20 protein-coding genes and 1 pseudogene are annotated in these 17,839 nt (G+C 66.0%); 6 read left to right on the top strand and 15 right to left on the bottom strand.

What is annotated here, in order from left to right; genetic code table 11:
• Window positions 1-7: 7 nt before the first annotated feature.
• Both hydA and OHQ90_RS22125 read right to left on the bottom strand, forming a co-directional pair.
• Window positions 8-1,429 (bottom strand): dihydropyrimidinase, encoded by a 1,422-nt coding sequence (gene hydA, locus OHQ90_RS22130; protein ID WP_328400380.1) that lies wholly within the window; start codon window positions 1,427-1,429, stop codon window positions 8-10.
• 16 nt (window positions 1,430-1,445) lie between these two features.
• A complete protein-coding gene (locus OHQ90_RS22125) occupies window positions 1,446-2,285 on the bottom strand; it encodes a nitrilase-related carbon-nitrogen hydrolase (RefSeq protein ID WP_328400378.1) in 840 nt (279 codons plus the stop codon).
• Window positions 2,286-2,407: 122 nt separating this feature from the next.
• Here OHQ90_RS22125 and OHQ90_RS22120 point away from each other — a divergent pair, with 122 nt between their 5' ends.
• Together OHQ90_RS22120 and OHQ90_RS22115 are read left to right on the top strand one after the other, a co-directional pair.
• A complete protein-coding gene (locus OHQ90_RS22120; protein WP_328400376.1) occupies window positions 2,408-3,856 on the top strand; it encodes an aminotransferase-like domain-containing protein in 1,449 nt (482 codons plus the stop codon).
• Window positions 3,857-3,994: 138 nt separating this feature from the next.
• The gene (locus tag OHQ90_RS22115) at window positions 3,995-4,741 is read left to right on the top strand and encodes a peptidylprolyl isomerase (protein WP_328400374.1); all 747 of its coding nucleotides are present in this window, start codon (window positions 3,995-3,997) and stop codon (window positions 4,739-4,741) included.
• A 147-nt stretch (window positions 4,742-4,888) separates the two neighbouring features.
• Here OHQ90_RS22115 and OHQ90_RS22110 read toward each other — a convergent pair whose 3' ends face one another.
• The 7 genes and pseudogenes from OHQ90_RS22110 to OHQ90_RS22080 form a co-directional block, all read right to left on the bottom strand.
• Window positions 4,889-6,412 carry an ArnT family glycosyltransferase gene (locus OHQ90_RS22110; RefSeq protein ID WP_328400372.1) on the bottom strand — a complete coding sequence of 508 codons (1,524 nt, stop codon included), beginning with the start codon at window positions 6,410-6,412 and terminating at the stop codon, window positions 4,889-4,891.
• Window positions 6,405-7,019 carry a TetR/AcrR family transcriptional regulator gene (locus OHQ90_RS22105; protein ID WP_328400370.1) on the bottom strand — a complete coding sequence of 205 codons (615 nt, stop codon included), beginning with the start codon at window positions 7,017-7,019 and terminating at the stop codon, window positions 6,405-6,407. The genes OHQ90_RS22110 and OHQ90_RS22105 overlap by 8 nt, the downstream gene beginning before the upstream one ends.
• Window positions 6,950-7,378 (bottom strand): GNAT family N-acetyltransferase, encoded by a 429-nt coding sequence (locus OHQ90_RS22100; protein ID WP_328400368.1) that lies wholly within the window; start codon window positions 7,376-7,378, stop codon window positions 6,950-6,952. The genes OHQ90_RS22105 and OHQ90_RS22100 overlap by 70 nt, the downstream gene beginning before the upstream one ends.
• Window positions 7,375-8,076: a carboxylesterase family protein gene (locus OHQ90_RS22095; protein ID WP_328400366.1), complete on the bottom strand. Its 702-nt coding sequence runs from the start codon at window positions 8,074-8,076 to the stop codon at window positions 7,375-7,377. The genes OHQ90_RS22100 and OHQ90_RS22095 overlap by 4 nt, the downstream gene beginning before the upstream one ends.
• Window positions 8,077-8,153: 77 nt before the next feature.
• Window positions 8,154-8,636 (bottom strand): annotated as a pseudogene (locus tag OHQ90_RS22090) (carboxylesterase family protein); the annotation flags it as partial.
• Window positions 8,633-8,971, bottom strand: a complete 339-nt coding sequence (locus OHQ90_RS22085) for a hypothetical protein (protein WP_328400364.1) — start codon at window positions 8,969-8,971, stop codon at window positions 8,633-8,635. The pseudogene OHQ90_RS22090 and the gene OHQ90_RS22085, both read right to left, overlap by 4 nt.
• 54 nt (window positions 8,972-9,025) lie before the next feature.
• Window positions 9,026-9,499 (bottom strand): VOC family protein, encoded by a 474-nt coding sequence (locus tag OHQ90_RS22080; RefSeq protein WP_328400362.1) that lies wholly within the window; start codon window positions 9,497-9,499, stop codon window positions 9,026-9,028.
• 142 nt (window positions 9,500-9,641) lie between these two features.
• On the opposite strand from OHQ90_RS22080, the gene OHQ90_RS22075 reads away from it, so the two are divergent.
• Both OHQ90_RS22075 and OHQ90_RS22070 read left to right on the top strand, forming a co-directional pair.
• A complete protein-coding gene (locus tag OHQ90_RS22075) occupies window positions 9,642-9,971 on the top strand; it encodes an Lrp/AsnC family transcriptional regulator (protein ID WP_328400360.1) in 330 nt (109 codons plus the stop codon).
• A gap of 9 nt (window positions 9,972-9,980) precedes the next feature.
• Window positions 9,981-10,544 (top strand): Lrp/AsnC family transcriptional regulator, encoded by a 564-nt coding sequence (locus OHQ90_RS22070; protein ID WP_328400358.1) that lies wholly within the window; start codon window positions 9,981-9,983, stop codon window positions 10,542-10,544.
• A gap of 57 nt (window positions 10,545-10,601) precedes the next feature.
• Here the strand turns inward: OHQ90_RS22070 and arc are convergent, their stop codons facing one another.
• A complete protein-coding gene (arc, locus tag OHQ90_RS22065) occupies window positions 10,602-12,428 on the bottom strand; it encodes a proteasome ATPase (RefSeq protein WP_406229780.1) in 1,827 nt (608 codons plus the stop codon).
• Between the two features lie 114 nt (window positions 12,429-12,542).
• Here arc and OHQ90_RS22060 point away from each other — a divergent pair, with 114 nt between their 5' ends.
• On the top strand, window positions 12,543-13,055 hold the full coding sequence (locus OHQ90_RS22060; RefSeq protein WP_328400354.1) for a hypothetical protein: 513 nt from the start codon (window positions 12,543-12,545) through the stop codon (window positions 13,053-13,055).
• Between the two features lie 84 nt (window positions 13,056-13,139).
• Here the strand turns inward: OHQ90_RS22060 and OHQ90_RS22055 are convergent, their stop codons facing one another.
• Complete coding sequence (locus OHQ90_RS22055) at window positions 13,140-13,973, bottom strand: tRNA (adenine-N1)-methyltransferase (protein ID WP_328400352.1); 834 nt, start codon at window positions 13,971-13,973, stop codon at window positions 13,140-13,142.
• Between the two features lie 79 nt (window positions 13,974-14,052).
• Between OHQ90_RS22055 and OHQ90_RS22050 the strand changes: the two genes are divergently transcribed.
• A complete protein-coding gene (locus OHQ90_RS22050; RefSeq protein WP_442941152.1) occupies window positions 14,053-14,964 on the top strand; it encodes a RecB family exonuclease in 912 nt (303 codons plus the stop codon).
• A gap of 4 nt (window positions 14,965-14,968) precedes the next feature.
• Here the strand turns inward: OHQ90_RS22050 and OHQ90_RS22045 are convergent, their stop codons facing one another.
• The 4 genes from OHQ90_RS22045 to hisG form a co-directional block, all read right to left on the bottom strand.
• Entirely contained in the window at window positions 14,969-15,199 is a 231-nt protein-coding gene (locus OHQ90_RS22045) for a hypothetical protein (RefSeq protein WP_328400350.1), read from the bottom strand.
• Window positions 15,200-15,291: 92 nt separating this feature from the next.
• Window positions 15,292-16,542 carry a YeiH family protein gene (locus OHQ90_RS22040; RefSeq protein WP_328400348.1) on the bottom strand — a complete coding sequence of 417 codons (1,251 nt, stop codon included), beginning with the start codon at window positions 16,540-16,542 and terminating at the stop codon, window positions 15,292-15,294.
• Window positions 16,542-16,676, bottom strand: a complete 135-nt coding sequence (locus OHQ90_RS22035) for a hypothetical protein (RefSeq protein WP_328400346.1) — start codon at window positions 16,674-16,676, stop codon at window positions 16,542-16,544. The genes OHQ90_RS22040 and OHQ90_RS22035 overlap by 1 nt, the downstream gene beginning before the upstream one ends.
• A 267-nt stretch (window positions 16,677-16,943) precedes the next feature.
• Window positions 16,944-17,795 carry an ATP phosphoribosyltransferase gene (gene hisG, locus OHQ90_RS22030; protein ID WP_328400344.1) on the bottom strand — a complete coding sequence of 284 codons (852 nt, stop codon included), beginning with the start codon at window positions 17,793-17,795 and terminating at the stop codon, window positions 16,944-16,946.
• Window positions 17,796-17,839: the final 44 nt, after the last annotated feature.

The raw sequence follows: 17,839 nt of genomic DNA, 5'->3' as shown, positions 1-17,839 counted from the left end.
ACGCGCGTCAGATCAGGTTTTGCGACAGCTCGCGGATAATGAACCGGCCGTGCCCCTTGCTGCCGAGGTATTCGCCGCGGTCGATGACCACCCGGCCGCGCGAGAGCACCGTGTCGACATGGCCATCGATCTCGAAGCCCTCCCAGGCCGAGTGGTCCATGTTCATGTGATGGGTCTTGCCGAAGCCGATGCTGGTGTGCCCGCTCGGGTCGTAGATCACGATGTCGGCGTCGGCGCCCGGGCTGATGACACCCTTGCGCGGGTACATGCCGAACATCCGGGCCGGGGTGGTGCAGCAGACCTCTACCCAGCGTTCCAGCGAGATCAAGCCGTTCTTCACGCCCTGGAACATCAGGTCCATCCGGTGTTCCACGCCGCCGATCCCATTGGGGATCTTGCTGAAATCTCCGATGCCGAGCTCTTTCTGGTCCTTCATGCAGAACGGGCAGTGGTCGGTGCTGACGGAGCTGACGTCACCGGTGCGGATATACCGCCACAGCTCGTCCTGATGCCCCTCGGCCCGCGACCGCAGCGGCGTCGAGCACACCCACTTCGCGCCTTCGAAACCCGGTGCGCCCAAATGCTCTTCGAGTGAAAGGTACAGATATTGCGGACACGTTTCACCGAAGACGTTCTGCCCGTTGCCCCGTGCGGTGGCGATCTGTTCCATCGCCTGCTTGGCCGAGACGTGCACGACATACAGCGGCGCGCCGGTCAACTGGGCGAGCATGATGGCCCGGTGGGTCGCTTCCTCCTCCATCTGCCACGGCCGTGAGACACCGTGGAAGTACGGCGTGGTCTCGCCGCGGGCGAGCGCCTGCTCGACGAGCACGTCGATGGCGATTCCGTTCTCCGCGTGCATCATCAGCAGCGCGCCGAGATCACCCGCCGCCTGCATGGCCCGCAGTATCTGGCCGTCGGTCGAGTAGAAGACGCCGGGGTAGGCCATGAACAGTTTGAAGCTGGTGACGCCCTCGGCCACCAATTCGCTCATCCCCTTGAGGGATTCGTCGTTCACCTCGCCGATGATCTGGTGGAATCCGTAGTCGATAGCGCACCGCCCCGCGGCCTTCTCGTGCCAGGCGCCGAGAGTGTCCTGCACTCGCTCCCCGGGCTTCTGCACCGCGAAATCGACGATCGTGGTGGTGCCGCCCCAGGCCGCGGCTCTGGTGCCGGTCTCGAAGGTGTCGGACGCCTCGGTACCGCCGAAGGGCAGTTGCATGTGGGTATGCCCATCGACGCCGCCGGGGATCACGTATTTGCCGGTGGCGTCGATCACGATGTCCGCGGATTGCGTGAGGTCGGCGCCCAACGCCGCTGCACCCGGTTGCAGAACGGCGACGATGGTTTCGCCGTCCACGAGGACGTCGAGCAATTGCGATCCGGTCGCCGAGACGACCGTGCCGCCGTGGATGAAGGTCTTTGTCATATGAGTTTCACCGGCCTCAGGGTGCTACCAACGGTCCGTAGGCGTCGGGGCGACGGTCGCGGTAGAAGGCCCACCGGTCGCGCACCGTCTTGATCAGGTCCATGTCGAGATCACGGATGATCAGTTCGGGGGCCGTGTCGGAGGCGACGTCACCGACGAACTTGCCCTCAGGATCGACGAAGTAGCTGGTTCCGTAGAAATCGTCATCGCCGTATTCGGCCTCGATGCCCACCCGGTTGATCGCGCCGATGTAGTACTCGTTGGCGACCGCGGACGCGGGCTGCTCCAATTTCCACAGATAACCCGAAAGCCCGCGCGAGGTGGCCGATGGATTGAATACGATCTCCGCACCCGCCAAGCCGAGTGCCCGCCAGCCCTCCGGGAAATGCCGGTCGTAACAGATATAGACACCGACCTTGCCGACTGCGGTGTCGAACACCGGCCAGCCCAGGTTTCCCGGCCGAAAGTAGAATTTTTCCCAGAACCCGTTGACGTGCGGGATATGATGCTTGCGGTACTTGCCGAGATAGCTGCCGTCGGCGTCGATCACCGCCGCGGTGTTGTAGAGCAACCCGGGCTGCTCCTGCTCGTACACCGGCAGGACCATGACGAGGCCCAATTCTTTTGCCAGGGCGGCGAATCGTTCCGTGGTCGGACCCGGCACCGATTCCGCGTAGTCATAGAACTTCGCGTCCTGCAACTGGCAGAAGTACGGGCCGTAGAACAACTCCTGGAAGCAGATCACCTTCGCGCCCTGCGCGGCGGCCTGACGTGCATAGTCCTCGTGCACTTTGATCATGGACTCTTTGTCGCCCGTCCAGTTCGTCTGGACGAGCGCCGCTCGAACGATTCCCATGCTTTGTTATACTTCACTCCGATCCAATTCGGTTGTGTTACAAGATTGCGGAAACAGTTTCGTGGCCGTAAACCTTGATGCCGATGATGGTTACGGTCCGGTGCCCGAAGCAGAATGAGCGTGTGACAATCGAGCCCGCGACGACACCCCGCGCACCGAACAACGGCGCGGCGCCCGCTCCGGCCGTTGTGTCACCGGCCGAGTTCACCGCGGATCTCGACGATCGCACCCCGGCGGGCATCGCCGCCGCCGTCAGCCGCCGGATCCGTTCCGGCGCACTCCAACCCGGGTCGCGACTGCCCACCGTCCGCGAGGTCGCCAAGGAGCTACGGGTATCGCCTTCTACGGTGAACCAGGCCTGGCGGGCGCTGGCCGCGACCGGGGCGATCATCGCCCGCGGACGGGCAGGCACCTTCGTCGGCCAACCCGAAATCGCACGGCCCACCACCTCGACAGGCCGCTACCAGCGTCTGCACCCACCGACCGACAGCGCGTTCCGTGTCGATCTGTCCCGCGGCACCCCCGATCCGGATCTGCTCCCCGATCTCGCCGCCGCGCTGCGCGACATCGCCCGCCATGGTGGCGACGACCTGGCCGCCGACTACATGGGCGAAGCGGTGTTGCCCGACCTCGCCGCCAAGGTGCGCACCGACTGGCCCTTCCGTGCCGAACGTCTCGCCGTTCTCGACGGCGCCCTCGACGCTGTCGATCGGCTGCTCACCGCGCACATCCGACTCGGCGACGCGGTCGCTGTCGAAGACCCGTGTTTCCCGCCGTTTCTGGACCTCTTGGCCCGCATCGGCGCCCGCCCGATACCGGTTCGAATGGACGAATCCGGTCTACTACCCGGCGATCTGGCTCGCGCTGTCGGTCCGCACGCCGCCACCGCTCTGATTCTGCAACCCCGCGCACAGAACCCCACCGGCGTTTCCCTCACCGCGGGCCGGGTCCGTGAACTGTCCGACATCCTGCAGAGCACCGCCACCCTGGTGATCGAAGACGACCATTCGGCCGGGATCGCCGCGGCACCATTGCGCTCCCTCGGCAGCAGGCTGCCCCGGCACACCGTGCATATCCGCTCGTTCTCGAAATCCCACGGCGCCGACCTGCGTCTCGCGGTGGCGGGCGGACCCGCCGGACTCCTCGACCCCGTCGTCGAACGCCGCATGCTCGGCCCCGGCTGGACCAGCCGCCTGCTGCAACGCGTCCTGCTCAGCATGCTCGACAACGAAGATGCCATCCACATCGTCACCGCGGCTCGCGCCGAGTATCGAAGACGCTCGGCCGAACTCCGCCGCGCGCTGTCCAGCAGAGGCATCACCATCGCCCGCAACGACGGCATCAACCTCTGGCTACCGGTCGCCGACGAGAACGCGGCCATGATCTCGCTCGCCGCCGCAGGCATCAAAGTCGCCCCCGGGGGACCCTTCGAAGTCAGCGACCACCCCGTCTCCGACCATTTGCGCATCACCGTCGCGGCCGTCACCGATAGCGATCTCGACTGGCTGACAACGGAATTGGTCGCCGCCACCACCGCCGCCCCTACCTATCGACGGGTCCGTCGAGCCTGATTGCACGGCAACAAGCCGCGCGTGCTCGCGGCCGATCGACGCCGCAAAGCACCAACCTGCCACGCGCTTCGGGGTGAGATGGAATGATCGCCCGGAGCATCGTCCGGTGCGCAACCCGACAGAAGGAGATTCCGACCGGTGAGCAGCGAACTGCAGGCCCGAGAACTCGACCACGATCGGCGCAACCGGCAGCAGCATCGCCGAATCGGCGTCCCCATGCGTGCGGTGCGCTTGCTCGGCGTCCTGGCCGCCGGGGCGGCGGTGGCGGTTCTCGCCGCGGGCGGCGTCTCGGCCGACACCGGGATCCGACTCGAAAAAGCAACGGGCGCGGGCTGTTCCGAGCCGGCCGCGGGCCAGCCCAACGGCAAGCAGTGGCAGGCCGAGCCCGGAATGGTCATCGATACCAGCGCCGGATACACAGCCACGCTGGAAACCACCTGCGGCACAGTAACCATCGCGCTGGAGTCCGCTCGGGCGCCGCGCACGGTCAACTCCTTCGCGTTCCTGTCCGGCGAACAGTACTTCGACCACACCAAATGCCACCGGCTGACCACCCAGGGCATTTATGTGCTCCAGTGCGGTGATCCGACCGCCTCCGGCATGGGCGGCCCCGGCTACAAGTTCCCCGACGAGAACCTCGCGGGCGCGACCTACCCCGCGGGCACGGTCGCGATGGCGAACGCCGGACCCGGCACCAACGGCAGCCAGTTCTTCCTCGTCTACCAGGACACCAGGTTGCCCGCGAACTACACCCCGTTCGGCCGGATCATCGGCGGCATGGACGTGCTCGGCACTATCGCCGCTGCGGGTGTCCAGGACGGATCGGGCGACGGCGCCCCCGCCACCGACGTGATTCTCGATTCGGTGACCACCGTGCGCAACTGAGTCCGACCACTCACGAACGCCGCCAGCCCACCAGACCTCGCGGTCTGGTGGGCTGTTCTGGCTTGTTGACGGTGCACTGCGCACTGTCGGACACCGGCAGGTTCGATGAGCGCGGACACTCCGACCTCCCCTGCTGAGGATGTCTCGTCAGTCCAGTCGGAGCATGTCCGGCCATGCCTGCGACCACATCCGACGCGGCTGCTCACCACGCCAGATCGTGACATCGCGGGTGACGCCCGGGTATCCCAGGCGGGCATCCACGCGGCCGATCGGTGTCACGGTCTCGAAGATCGAGTGCAGGTCCACTTCGTCGCCGCCGACCCACAGCACCGTCGTCGCGGCGTCCGGTGGGGTGCCGAAATAGCCGAAGCCGCGGTTGGGGCTGTAGATCGCGGGCAGTCCATAGCTCTCCCGATCCACGTCCAGTGCACTCGCCTGCCAGTAGGAATCGACGATCACGACCGCCTTCTCGCGCGCCGACTCCGGCAGTCCGCGATAGGCTTCGGCGGTTGCCCGGCGCAGCTCCGGCCAGCCGAACTTGCCGTATACCGAGATCTGCAGCCCGGCCTCGGCCTGACTGTCCGCCGGATCGATCGTCGACTCGGATTTCAGGGGTAACGAAAACACCACTACCACAACCGAAATCGCGACGAGTGGAACGGCGACGAAGGGCCGCCAGCGTGCGGCGCTCTGAGTCCACCGCACCGCCCCCGCCGCCATGACGGCCGCGTAACAACCTACGGCGTAGTACGGACGGCCATTGGTGATCATGAAAACGACGGCGAGCAGGATCGGCATCAGACCGAGGAATCGATACGGGCGCAACGATTCCCAACGAAACAGCGCCCAGACGCCTGCGAAGAGCAACACCGCGCCCAACACCCCGGCCGCCATAACGGCGATCGGCAGCCATGTGTAGCGACCGCCGATCACGCTCTGTTCCGCGGCGACCACCGCGCCGAGGCGCAGCTGCGGCCAGTCGTGACCGGCCTGCCAGGTCAAGCTCGGCACGGTGGCCACGACCACGATTGCCCCACCCAGCCACAGCGCTGGGCGTCGCAACAGTTCTCGCGGACCATAGATCGACACACCGATCGCCACCGCAACCCAGAAGAACGGGATCAGCCATTTCACCTGCATGTCGATCGCGGTCACCACCGCCGCCCACACCAGTAAGCCGTCCTGGCGGGTCCGTACCCATCGGATCAGCAGCCAGCTGATCAGCACCCACAGAGCGGTGTCGATGGTGTTGGTGGCCAACTGGCTGCCCTGCACGAGCAGGAACGGCGAGGTCGCGTACGCGGTCGCGGTCAACAGCTGTGCGGCACGGGAGCCACCGAATTCCCGCGCGATCTGCGCGCTGAGGAAGATCGCCGCGATGGTGACCAGCACGGCCGGAATCCGCAGTGCTATCAGCGATCCCGGTGCGAGCAGATCCATCAGTCGCGCGATCGCAGGCAACAGCGGACCCTGATCGGCGTATCCGACAGCAAGCCTGCGCCCGGCGGACACGAAATACAGTTCGTCACCGAAGAAGCCGTAGCGCCCGAGGGTCGCCAGCAATGCCATGGCCGACACCAGGGCGATCGCCGTGACACCGACGAGCGCGTACGGCTGCCGCGCTTCGGGCCTATCACCCTCCCGCACATCGGTTTCCGCCACACTAGTCATCGTCCCCCACCTTCCGCGTCGCCAAATCGAACAACCTCCTCAAATGCGCCGAGTACTTGCCCATGTCGAAATCCGGCTCCCGGATCGAGCGTCCGGCCGCGCTGTCGATGGAGTCTCGGATCGACTTGGCCATGATCACCACATCGAACTCGCCGAAAACCCCGGCGTCCTGGCCCTCGCGCAGCATCTCCACCAGCGGCTCGAGCACCTCTCGCTCGCCGTCCGGATTGGCGAAGACCGACTTCCCTTCCACGTCACGAAGATTCACCACCACGTCGGTCATCGCCGCGACGTAGTTCTTGTTCGCCTCGATGAACGCCAGATTCGAAGCCAGGTACGCCAGTAGCCGATTGCGCGGCCCTTCGGCCGCGGCGACCACCGGAACCATGTACTCCGCGCCGGACACATACAGCTGAATCACCAACTGCATCATCAGATCGTCTTTGCCCTCGAAGTGATAGGAGATCACGCCTTTCGAGATGCCGGCGTGCTTGGCGATCCGCGCCAAGGACGCCTTCCCGTACCCAACCTCCGAGATCACCTCCACCGCGGACGCGATGATCTGCCGCCGCCGTGCCTCCTCGATAAAGGACCGCTGCTGGCCCATCGGACTATTTTCTGGCCGCACGGCCAAATTTTAGCACGGACGGCCAGTACGGGTTCCGCCACATCGCCCACAACGTCGGGCCGCCGTCGGCCAGCGCAACCCGGTTGACGACTTCGAAGCCGAACCGCTCGTAGTAGGAACGTTGTCCGGGTGGCTGGATTCCAGTAAGCCGGGTGCTGGTCGGCGTCGCATTGGTCCAGGCGATGTTGCATCAGCGCTCGCCCGTACCCGGCTCCACGGACCTGCGGGTCGCCGCCGATCGCCGCGAGGTACCAGTGCGGCTCGGGCGGGTGGCTGCGCGCGAGGGTGTCGCCTATTGCCTTTCCCGCCAGAATTCGAGTGCCGAAGCCACCGTTCACTGGACGGCTCGACCTGCGAAGTGGTGGGTTGTGCCACGCGCCCAGCCCGGATCACCGTGTCGGACGAAGCCGGTCCAGCCGGCGCGGACCTCGGCGACGAGGCCGGCAGGGCGTGCACCGTTGAGCATCGGCGCATGTCGCCATGCCATCGCGTGGCCGAGCAGGAACGGCAGCTCGATGCCATGGCAGGCACCGAACGGGCTGGCGCCGGGATGCCAATCGAAGCGGTATAGCCATGGTGGCTCGCCCCGGTCGGTGAGCGACTTCGCCAGCTGCCGCGTCGGCTCGTGAAACATCCGGTCTGTCACGGTCTCCACGGCATTCCCATCGCCGGCAAAGAACGCTGCCGCCTCGTCGCGCGTTGTGCCCATGAGGATCTCGACCCCGTCCGCGTCGCTGCGCCCGATCGCCTCAGCCAAATCGGCGGCGACCATCGTGCCGTCGGCGACGAGTTGGAACGGCGGAACCGGGTTCGTCGGGCCCGCCGTGCGGCGCGCGACCACGCCTTGCGCGGCGAGCAACCGCGCCACCGGCACGTCGATGATCCGCTCCGCCCGGTTCGGACCGATGCCCAACTCCCGCAACAACATTCCCCCGATATCCGCTGCTGCATCCGGCGCTGCCGGGAGCATACCCAGCGGCGCACTCTGCACGATCGCGCGGCGGACCAGCCCGCACGCGCGGTTCCCCGACAGCAACGCCAGAATCGAGATCGCCCCGCGGACTGTCCTGCGACGGTGACCTTCTCTGGATCACCACCGAAGGCAGAGATGTTGTCGCGCACCCAATTCAGCGCCGCGCGCGTGTCCGCCAGCCCCATATTGCCCTCGCACACCCCGGGTAGACGCAGGTAGCCGAGCGCGCCGAGCCGATGGTTCGCGGTCACCACCACGATGTCGCCCTGCGCCACGAATTCTGTGCCGTCGTACCATGGCAGCCCACCCGAGCCGGTGAGGAACCCACCGCCGTGGATGAACACCAGGACCGGATGGCCGGCGCCCGCGGGCGCCCACACGTTCAGCGACAAGCAGTCCTCCGACTGTTGTGGTGTCGTGCCAGGCCCCATCACCGGTGCCATGCGAGATGGCGGCTGCGGTGCGGCCGGGCCGGGTGCGACAGCCTCACGCACCCCCTGCCACGGCGTCGCGGCTTGTGGCGGCCCGAATCGCGTGGCGCGAGCGAACGGTATGCCGAGGTAAGCACCAACCCGGCCGTCGGAGACGCCGCGAACGCGGCCAGAGGTCGTCTCGACGATCATCGCGCCGCGAAGTACAAAGCGGCGCCGTAGGCGTCACGCGCGGAGACGAAGAACCCGTCCGAGGTGGACCGAGTCTCGGTGCCTGCGCTTTCCACGATCCCGCGGGCATGATTCACGTCGTCGACCTGGATGGTCATCGCCGCGAGGTAGGACTGCGCGAGGAGGGGTTCGCCGGGCAGTGCGTCCGGCACGCCCGAAGCGCGAACCAGCTCGAGCCGCACATCTTTTCGCTCCAGTACTGTGCGCGGACCCTCTAGCCTGGAATCGGTTTCCAGCACCCGACGATACCGCTCCACGACCGCGTCGAACTGACCGTCGGCGGCCACGATCAGCACGGCCGCAATGCCCCGGGCGCCGTTCGGGTGGCCGAGGTAGCGCGGCTGGTGTACTTACTCCCTGGTGAGGTGCTGGGCGATGCCGATGTAGCCCTCAACGGTGGTGCGCGGATCGATGTGCAGGGAGCGGGCCCGCATGGTGCGGGTGCCCTCGTCGGTGTCGACCTCGCGTTCCAGATCGAGGACGCCCGAGGTGCGCAACCCGGCGGCGGTCAGTGCACGGTCGACGCCCTCGGCGTTGTCGGTGTCGAAGTTCAGGATCTGGAAACCGTCGGCCATCGACTTGGTGCGCCACGGGTCCGGCGCGGACTCGTCGATGATGCCGAGCAACTCTATGTACGAGCCGCCGAACAACAGGCACGCATTGGCCGTGCACCCCGGTTGCGGCGGCTCGCCCGGCCGCTCGCTGAGCAGGTGGCGAGAACGCGGGCTCGCGGTGAAGCCGAAGGAGCGGTACGTGCGTTCCAGTCCGTCGAGGTCGCGCGTCAGAATTCCGGTGTGGTGAAAGGCGTTGATGCTGTAGGTCATAGGCCGATTCTGCGATCGCGGCGGCTGCTGGGACCCCAGCACGGAGCGCTACGCCGGTATCCGACACTCACCTACCCTGGACTGGTGGAATCGGACACACACCACCCGCTCGACAACCTCGACCTGCAGCTACTGCACGCGCTTGCAGATCGACGGGCGCGCGTCGTTCAGCAGGATCGCCGAAGTACTCGGCGTCTCCGACCGCACCGTCGCCCGACGCTATGAACGGCTGCGCGCCGCGGGAAAGCTGCGGGTGACCAGCGCGACCGACAGCGACCTATCCGGGGCGGCCGAGTGGGTGGTGCGCATGCGCGTGCTCCCGCACGGGACCGACGTCCTGGCCCGCGCGCTGGCCCGGCGCCCCGACACCGCCTGGGTCACCACGATGTCGAGCGGCACGGAGATCGCCTGCGTCTTTCGTGTCCCCGACGGTGGGGCGGTGCCGCTGGCAGCGCTCGCACGCCACCCATAGGTTCGCGACGTGTCCGCGCAACAACTGCTGGCCCAACTGATGGACGGCCGTTGGCATGGCCGCACCTCGGCGCTCACGGGGTCTCAGATCGATGCGCTGCGGCCGCCACATGAGGACGAGGCCGCCCCGGTCTCCCCGATCGATCTCGACCGGGCGCTGGTCCCGGCGCTCGCGGTGGACGGCCGAGCCACCTACCCCGACCTGGCGCGCAGGCTCGGCTGGTCGGAATCCGCGGTCCGACGCCGTCTGGAAGAACTGCGGCGTGCCCAGGCGGTGCGGCTCGAGGTCGAGGTCGAGCCCGCGGTGTTCGGCTACTCGACGCAGTGCGTGCTCTGGCTCACGGTGGCGCCGACCCATCTGATCAACGTCGCTCGGGCGCTGGCCGCCGACAACGAAGTGGCGTTCATCGGCGCGATGACCGGTGTACACAACCTGATCGTCATCACGGTCCTGCGAGATTCGGCCGCCCTCGCCACCTACCTGACCGACCGGATCAGCGCACTGAACGACATCGAACGCATGGAAGCGACACCGGTCACCTCCTATGCCAAACGCACCGCGCCCCGGCACTGATCGCCACACACCAAAGGGCCGCGCTTCCCGTGGAAAGCGCGGCCCTCGGTCTCGAACCTACAGGTACTGACCCGTATTCGACTCGGTGTCGATCGCGCGACTGGCCGAGGCGTTCTTGCCTGTCACCAGCGTGCGGATATAGACGATCCGCTCGCCCTTCTTACCCGAAATACGAGCCCAGTCATCGGGATTCGTGGTGTTGGGCAGGTCCTCGTTCTCAGAGAACTCGTCCACGATCGAATCGTAGAGATGCTGGATGCGCAGACCCGGGCTACCGGTGTCGAGCACCGCCTTGATGGCGTACTTCTTGGAGCGGTCCACGATGTTCTGGATCATGGCGCCGGAGTTGAAGTCCTTGAAGTACAGGACTTCCTTGTCACCGTTGGCGTAGGTGACCTCCAGGAAGCGGTTGTCCTCGCTCTCGGCGTACATCCGGTCGACGACCCGTTCGATCATCGCGCGGATGCACTTGGCCTTGTCGCCGTCGAACTCGGCGAGATCGTCCTGGTGCAGCGGCAGGAACTCGGTCAGGTACTTCGAGAAGATGTCCTGCGCCGATTCCGCGTCCGGCCGCTCGATCTTGATCTTGACATCGAGACGACCCGGTCGCAGGATCGCGGGGTCGATCATGTCCTCGCGGTTGGAAGCGCCGATCACGATGACATTCTCGAGGCCCTCGACACCGTCGATCTCCGACAGCAGCTGCGGCACGACCGTGGTCTCCACATCGGAGGACACGCCCGATCCGCGGGTGCGGAAGATCGAGTCCATCTCGTCGAAGAACACGATCACCGGCGTGCCTTCGGACGCCTTCTCCCGTGCCCGCTGGAAGATGATCCTGATGTGCCGCTCGGTCTCACCCACGAACTTGTTCAGCAGCTCGGGGCCCTTGATGTTGAGGAAGAACGACTTGGCTTCCTTGGCATCTTCACCACGGGACTCGGCGATCTTCTTGGCCAGCGAGTTGGCCACCGCCTTCGCGATCAGCGTCTTGCCGCAGCCGGGCGGACCGTAGAGCAGCACGCCCTTGGGCGGGCGCAGCGCATACTCACGGAACAGCTCCTTGTGCAGGAAGGGCAGTTCCACCGCGTCGCGGATCTGCTCGATCTGGCGACCGAGGCCACCGATATCGGTGTAGCCGACATCGGGCACTTCCTCCAGCACGAGGTCTTCGACCTCGGCCTTGGGAATGCGCTCAAAGGCGAAGCCCGCCTTGGTATCCACCAATAGCGAGTCGCCAGGGCGCAGCTTGCGAATGGGCGAATCGGGGTCGTCGATATCGTCGACCTCGGCGACCTTGGCAAGCGGACCCGCCAACCACACCACGCGCTCTTCATCGGCGTGGCCGACGACAAGGGCCCGGCGGCCGTCGTCGAGGATCTCGCGCAGGGTACCGATCTCGCCGACCTTGTCGAAGTAGTTCGCCTCGACAACCGTCAGCGCCTCATTGAGGCGGACGGTCTGGCCGTATTCGAGGGTCGTGGTGTCGATGTTCGGTGAACACGTCAACCGCATCTTGCGACCCGAAGTGAACACGTCGACCGTCTGATCCTCGTACACGCCGATCAGAACGCCGTATCCGCTCGGTGGCTGACCCAGCCGATCGACTTCCTCACGCAACGCGACGAGCTGCTGACGCGCTTCCTTGAGTGTGTCCATCAGCTTGCCGTTGCGAATGGTCAGCGAATCGATGCGGGCTTCCAATTCCCGCGCATGATCCGGCGAATCGGCAAGTTGCCTTCGGAGTGCAGCCGCTTCGGCGCGTACCGCCTCGAGCTCTCTCCAGGCCGCCGAATCCGAATTCTCGATGGGGCTCATGTGCTGCTCCTCCCAGTCCCGGTCTATCAACGCTACCGGGCGCGAACTGTTCTCGCTTTCCGACATGGTTTCGTCGTGATCACATCTAGGCTGCGGTCAGCGGCCGGACGAACCATGTTAGCCTGCCCTAACCTGCTTCCGGCGACCTACTCCGCCGACTGAACTGAAAGGTTGCTGACGATGCTCCTTCCCGCCAGGACACTGCGCGTTTCCGTGGCTACCGCCGCAGCGGCCGTCACCGTTACCCTCGGGCTCACCGCCTGCGGCTCCGACGACAAGTCCGACACCGCAACGGCGACATCCACCAGTGTGGTGGCCACCAGCGCCGACCACGGTGCGCACGGCACCGCGACCGCACCGCTGGCGGACGAACTGAAGGCCACCCTGACGCTGGTCGCCGATCCGGCCAAGTCGACAGCCGAGAAGACCGCGCTCATCGTCAACGGCGACAAGCGCAGCGCCAATATCGATCAGATGAATCAGGCGCTCGCCGGCTACGGTGCGCTGACCTTCGCCGTCACCGACGTCAAGGTCGAAGGCACCACCGCGACCGCACAGGTCGTCATCACCTCCCCGCACGGAGCTGCCCCGGCCATGCCGATGACCTGGGAACACGTCGATGGCAAGTGGAAGCTCTCCGATGCCACCGCCTGCACCATGCTGGGCTTCGCCCAGGCGCCCTGCACGTCGTAGCGGGCACGGACCCGAGGCCGCCCTCGCCCTATACGACGGGACGAGGGCGGTCTGTGTTCGATCGGTCATGTTGCGCTCGCTACATCAGCCCTTGGACGGCCTGCGCTGCGGCTTCGGCGTGACGGTGCCCTCCGCCAGTCGCCGTGCACTCACCAGGAAGGCGGTGTGGCCCTGCATGCGATGTTCCGGCCGAACCGCAAGACCGACGACATGCCAGCCACGCACCATCGATTCCCATGAGCGCGGCTCGGTCCAGCACTCCTGTTCACGCAAGGCCTCCACGACTTTCGACAGCTGTGTGACGGTGGCCACATAGACGATCAGCACACCGCCGGGCACCAGCGCCTGGCTCACCGCGGGCAGCGCATCCCATGGGGCGAGCATGTCGAGCACGACGCGATCGACCGGCGGGCCGTCATAGGCCGCGACGTCGGCGACGGTCAGCGACCAGTTAGCCGGACGTTCGCCGAAGAACGTCTCGACATTGCGTACGGCGTGCTCGGCATGGTCATCACGGATCTCGTAAGAGATAACTTCACCCTGCGGACCGACCGCGCGAAGTAGCGAACATGTGAGCGCGCCGGAGCCCGCTCCGGCCTCCAACACCCGCGCGCCGGGGAACATATCGCCCTCGTGCACGATCTGCGCGGCGTCTTTGGGGTAGATGACCGCGGCGCCGCGCGGCATCGACAGCACGTAATCGACCAGCAGCGGGCGCAGCGCGAGATAGGGCGTGCCGTTCGTCGAGTTCACCACCGTGCCCTCGTCGGCGCCGATCAGGCTGTCGTGCTTGATCCCGCCGCGATGCGTGTGGAACTCCTTACCGGGTTCCAGCACCACTGTGTAGAGGCGCCCTTTGGCATCGGTCAGCTGTACCCGGTCACCGGTGGTGAATGGCCCGGTCCGTCTGGCCGTCATGAATCTCCGTTTCGATCGGTCGATGCGGTCCTACAGTGTTGGCACCGGCGTGTCGGTACCGCCGGATAGCCTGCCAGGTATGCCAGTGCCCGTGACCACGCCCCCCGCCGACGCCGATGCGGCGCCCGAGCCCGGAGCGATGCCAGATCGCTCCCGGCCGGCGTTGTCCCCTTCGCGGGCAATGGATTTCAAGCAGTGCCCACTGAAATACCGCTTCCGCGCCATCGATCGGATCCCGGAGCCGCCGTCACGCAACGCCGTGCGCGGCACGGTTGTGCATGCGGTGCTGGAGGACCTCTACGGGCTTCCGGCGGCCGAGCGCAGCCCTGAGCGCGCCGCCCTGCTCGCCGAACCGGCCTGGGCCCGTGTGCTCGCCGAACAACCCGAAATCGACGAACTCGTGGCCGACGGCGGTCTTGCCGAATTCCTCGGCGAGGTGCGCACACTCATCGAGACGTACTACCGGCTCGAAGATCCGACCCGGTTCGACCCGGAATCCTGCGAGTCGAGAGTCGAGGTCGAACTCGACGACGGAGTGCTGCTGCGCGGCTTCGTCGATCGCATCGATGTCGCGCCAACCGGTCAGCTTCGCGTGGTCGACTACAAGACCGGTCGCGCGCCGGGAGTGGCACAGGAGGCCAAGGCGCTGTTCCAGCTGAAGTTCTACGCGCTGGTCGTGCTGCGCACCCGCGGCATTCTGCCCACCCAACTACGGCTGATCTACCTGGCCGACGAACAACTGCTCACCTACGCCCCCGACGAGGACGAGCTGCTGCGCTTCGAACGCACCCTCTCCGCGCTGTGGCAGGCGATTCTCGAGGCGGGCCGCACCGGGGACTTCCGCCCGAACACCAGCTGGCTCTGCGACTACTGTGCCTATAAAGACCTATGCCCCGAATTCGGCGGCACACCCCCGCCGTACCCCGGCTGGCCGGATGGCGGCACCCGCGAATCAGCGGATGAGACGCTGGCCGACGCGGTCACGGAGTGAGCGACTACTTCGCGCGGAACGCCAGTAACGCATCCAGCGCGCCGCCATGGGATCCGAGCACGTACACCGCCCCGCTCAACACCATCACGCCCATCACGTCCCCCGCGGCGATCAGCATATTTCGAGTTCTCCGCCACGGGCCGGCCGTTTCGACGCCGATATCCATCACTGTCCTCCGATAGTCATAACGCTGTGGCACCACGGCGCCCCAGACATCTTCCGACACTTTCGTCATCCAGTATCGGGAACGAATCGTTAACATTTCGTGAGCAATCGACGCTGGTCACCGCGCCGCACCCACCAACGTGTGGATGCGGCACGCGCCGGTCAAACCGTGAAGTTGTGGAACAGCAGCACCGAAAGGCCGAGGCCGACAAGAAGATTCACCACGACAGCCGAACCGAAGACCACAATCGGGCGCCAGCCCGCCTCGCGCAGGCCGCGTAGCGAGAACTCCAGGCCGATGGAAACGAACGCGAAGATCAGAAACCAGGTGCGCAGGTCGTTGATGATCGCGATGTGGGCCGCGCCGGCCTTTTTGTCCACCGACTGTAGGTAGAGAGTACCGATGACGGAGGCGGCCACGAAGCCGATCACGAACTTCGGGAACCGCTCCCAAAACTGCCCGAGCGACGGCCGCGCCGCGCCCGCGCTCCGCTCGACCCGCAGGGTGAAGTAGGCGGTCAGCGCGATCGCGACAATGCCGATCAGCGCGTTCTGGGTGGTCTTCACGATGGTGGCGATCTGTAACGCCTTCTCCCCCGCGATGGCGCCGGAGGCGGCGACGGCAGCGGTGGTGTCGATATTGCCGCCGATCCACGCTCCGGCTACGGCGTCGGGCAGCCCGAAAACATCAGCGAGCCACGGCAATACGAAGATCGAGGGCAGCGCGAAAATGATCACCAGCGACGCGGCGTAGGCGATCTGCTCACGTCGGGCCTGCACCGCGCCCGCGGCCGCGATCGCCGCGCTGACGCCGCAGATCGACACCGCGGACGACAGCAGGGCGCGCAGCTTGTCGTCGAGCCCGAGGCGACCGCCGAGCCACCAGGTGAAGGCGAACACCGAGGTGATCAGCAGCAGCGCCTGCAGTATCGACGGACCCGCGGCGGTCACCAGAATCTTCAGGTTGATCGATGCGCCGAGCAATACCACACCGGTCTTGATGAAGAACTCGGTGCGGAAGCCGGCCGAAAGCCGTTCGCGCAAGTCGAGTTCGGCGAGTACCCCATTGCCGAGCAGGCCGATGCCGATCGCGTAGACCGGGAACTCGATCGACCTGGCGACCCGCTGCAGCGGAGTGTCGACAGCCCAGCGCGGCACATGGGTGTCGAAGTAGCGGGTCAGCGCACCGAGCAGGATGACGACGGCAATGCCTACCACCACCTCCGTCACCGTCGGGCGGGCGATCGCCTGCAGCGCAGCGGTTTCCGACCGCACTGGCACATCGGTGTCCGACTGCGCACGAGCATCGACGTCCGACTGCGCAGCGGCATCGGTTGTCGCCGCCGGCTGCTCGGTGTCGATCGTATTGTCAGCCTCGGCTACCGCGGGTACTTCCGCATCGGTCTCCGACATCACGGCACCAGCCAATCCGGGATGACGCCGACGAGAACCAGCGCAATGAGGGCGAGTCCGACAATTGCCGCCAGCCAGTCCTCACTCCACGCGAATGTGCTGCCCGAACGTTCCTCAGGCGGTGTCTGTGACACGATGTGCTCCTTGCGTTTCCTCATCGAGAGGCCGCACAGTAGCAACGTTCGACGAGGCAGCACACCGGTTGCGCTCGACGTGAATTAATCACCCGGACAAGACAAACCGACCGTGTTCATGGGTAGGACACCCGCTCGCGGCCGCCCGAACACTCGGCAACTCAGACGCGCCGAACGGCCGATGCCATAGCGATGAAATCGCGCGCATCGGCCGTTCTCGGGCAGCAAACACGACCAGACAAAGCACCCGCCACCCGCCGAGGCGCCTCAGAAGGCGCGGCAGGAGCGGATATCGGTGGCGAGAATCGCCTTGGCACCCAACTCGGCAAGCTGATCCATGACCTCGTTGCCTTGTTTGCGCGGCACCAGGGCACGGACAGCGACCCAGCCGGGATCGGTCAGCGGCGAGACCGTCGGCGACTCCAGACCCGGGGTGATCTGTACCGCGGCGTCCAGGAGCTCCTTCGGGCAGTCGTAATCCAGCATCAGGTACTGCTGTGCGAACACCACGCCCTGAACGCGCGCGATGAGCTGGTTGCGGGCGCGGTCCTTCTGATCGGAGCCGGTCCGTTCGATCAGCACGCCCTCCGAATCGCACAGCGTCTCACCGAACGCGACCAGATTGTGCTGACGCAGCGTGCGCCCAGAGCCGACCACATCGGCGATGGCGTCGGCGACGCCGAGCTGGATGGAGATCTCGACCGCGCCGTCGAGGCGGATCACCTCGGCCTCGATGCCGCGTGCACGCAGATCACTGAGTACCAGGTTCGGGTAGGAGGTGGCGATGCGCTTGTCGTAGAGGTCCTCGACCTTCCATTCGCGACCGGCCGGGGCGGCATAGCGGAAGGTGGAGCGGCCGAAGCCGAGCGAGAGCCGTTCCTGGACGGTGGCACCGGAATCCAGCGCGAGGTCGCGACCGGTGATGCCGAGGTCGAGCTCGCCCGACCCGACGTAGATGGCGATGTCCTTGGGTCGCAGGAAGAAGAACTCCACCTGGTTGGCCGGATCGAGGACGGTCAGGTCGCGGGAATCGGTGCGCTTGCGGTAGCCGGCCTCGGACAGGATCGAGGTGGCGGATTCGGACAGGGCGCCTTTATTGGGGACTGCGACGCGCAGCATGGGGAGGGTGTCCTTTCGGAAGGGAGAAACTACGGAATCCGGCG

The sequence above is a fragment of the Nocardia sp. NBC_00403 genome (assembly GCF_036046055.1).
Taxonomy (GTDB): domain Bacteria; phylum Actinomycetota; class Actinomycetes; order Mycobacteriales; family Mycobacteriaceae; genus Nocardia.
This window is presented reverse-complemented; position numbering and strand designations above follow the sequence as displayed.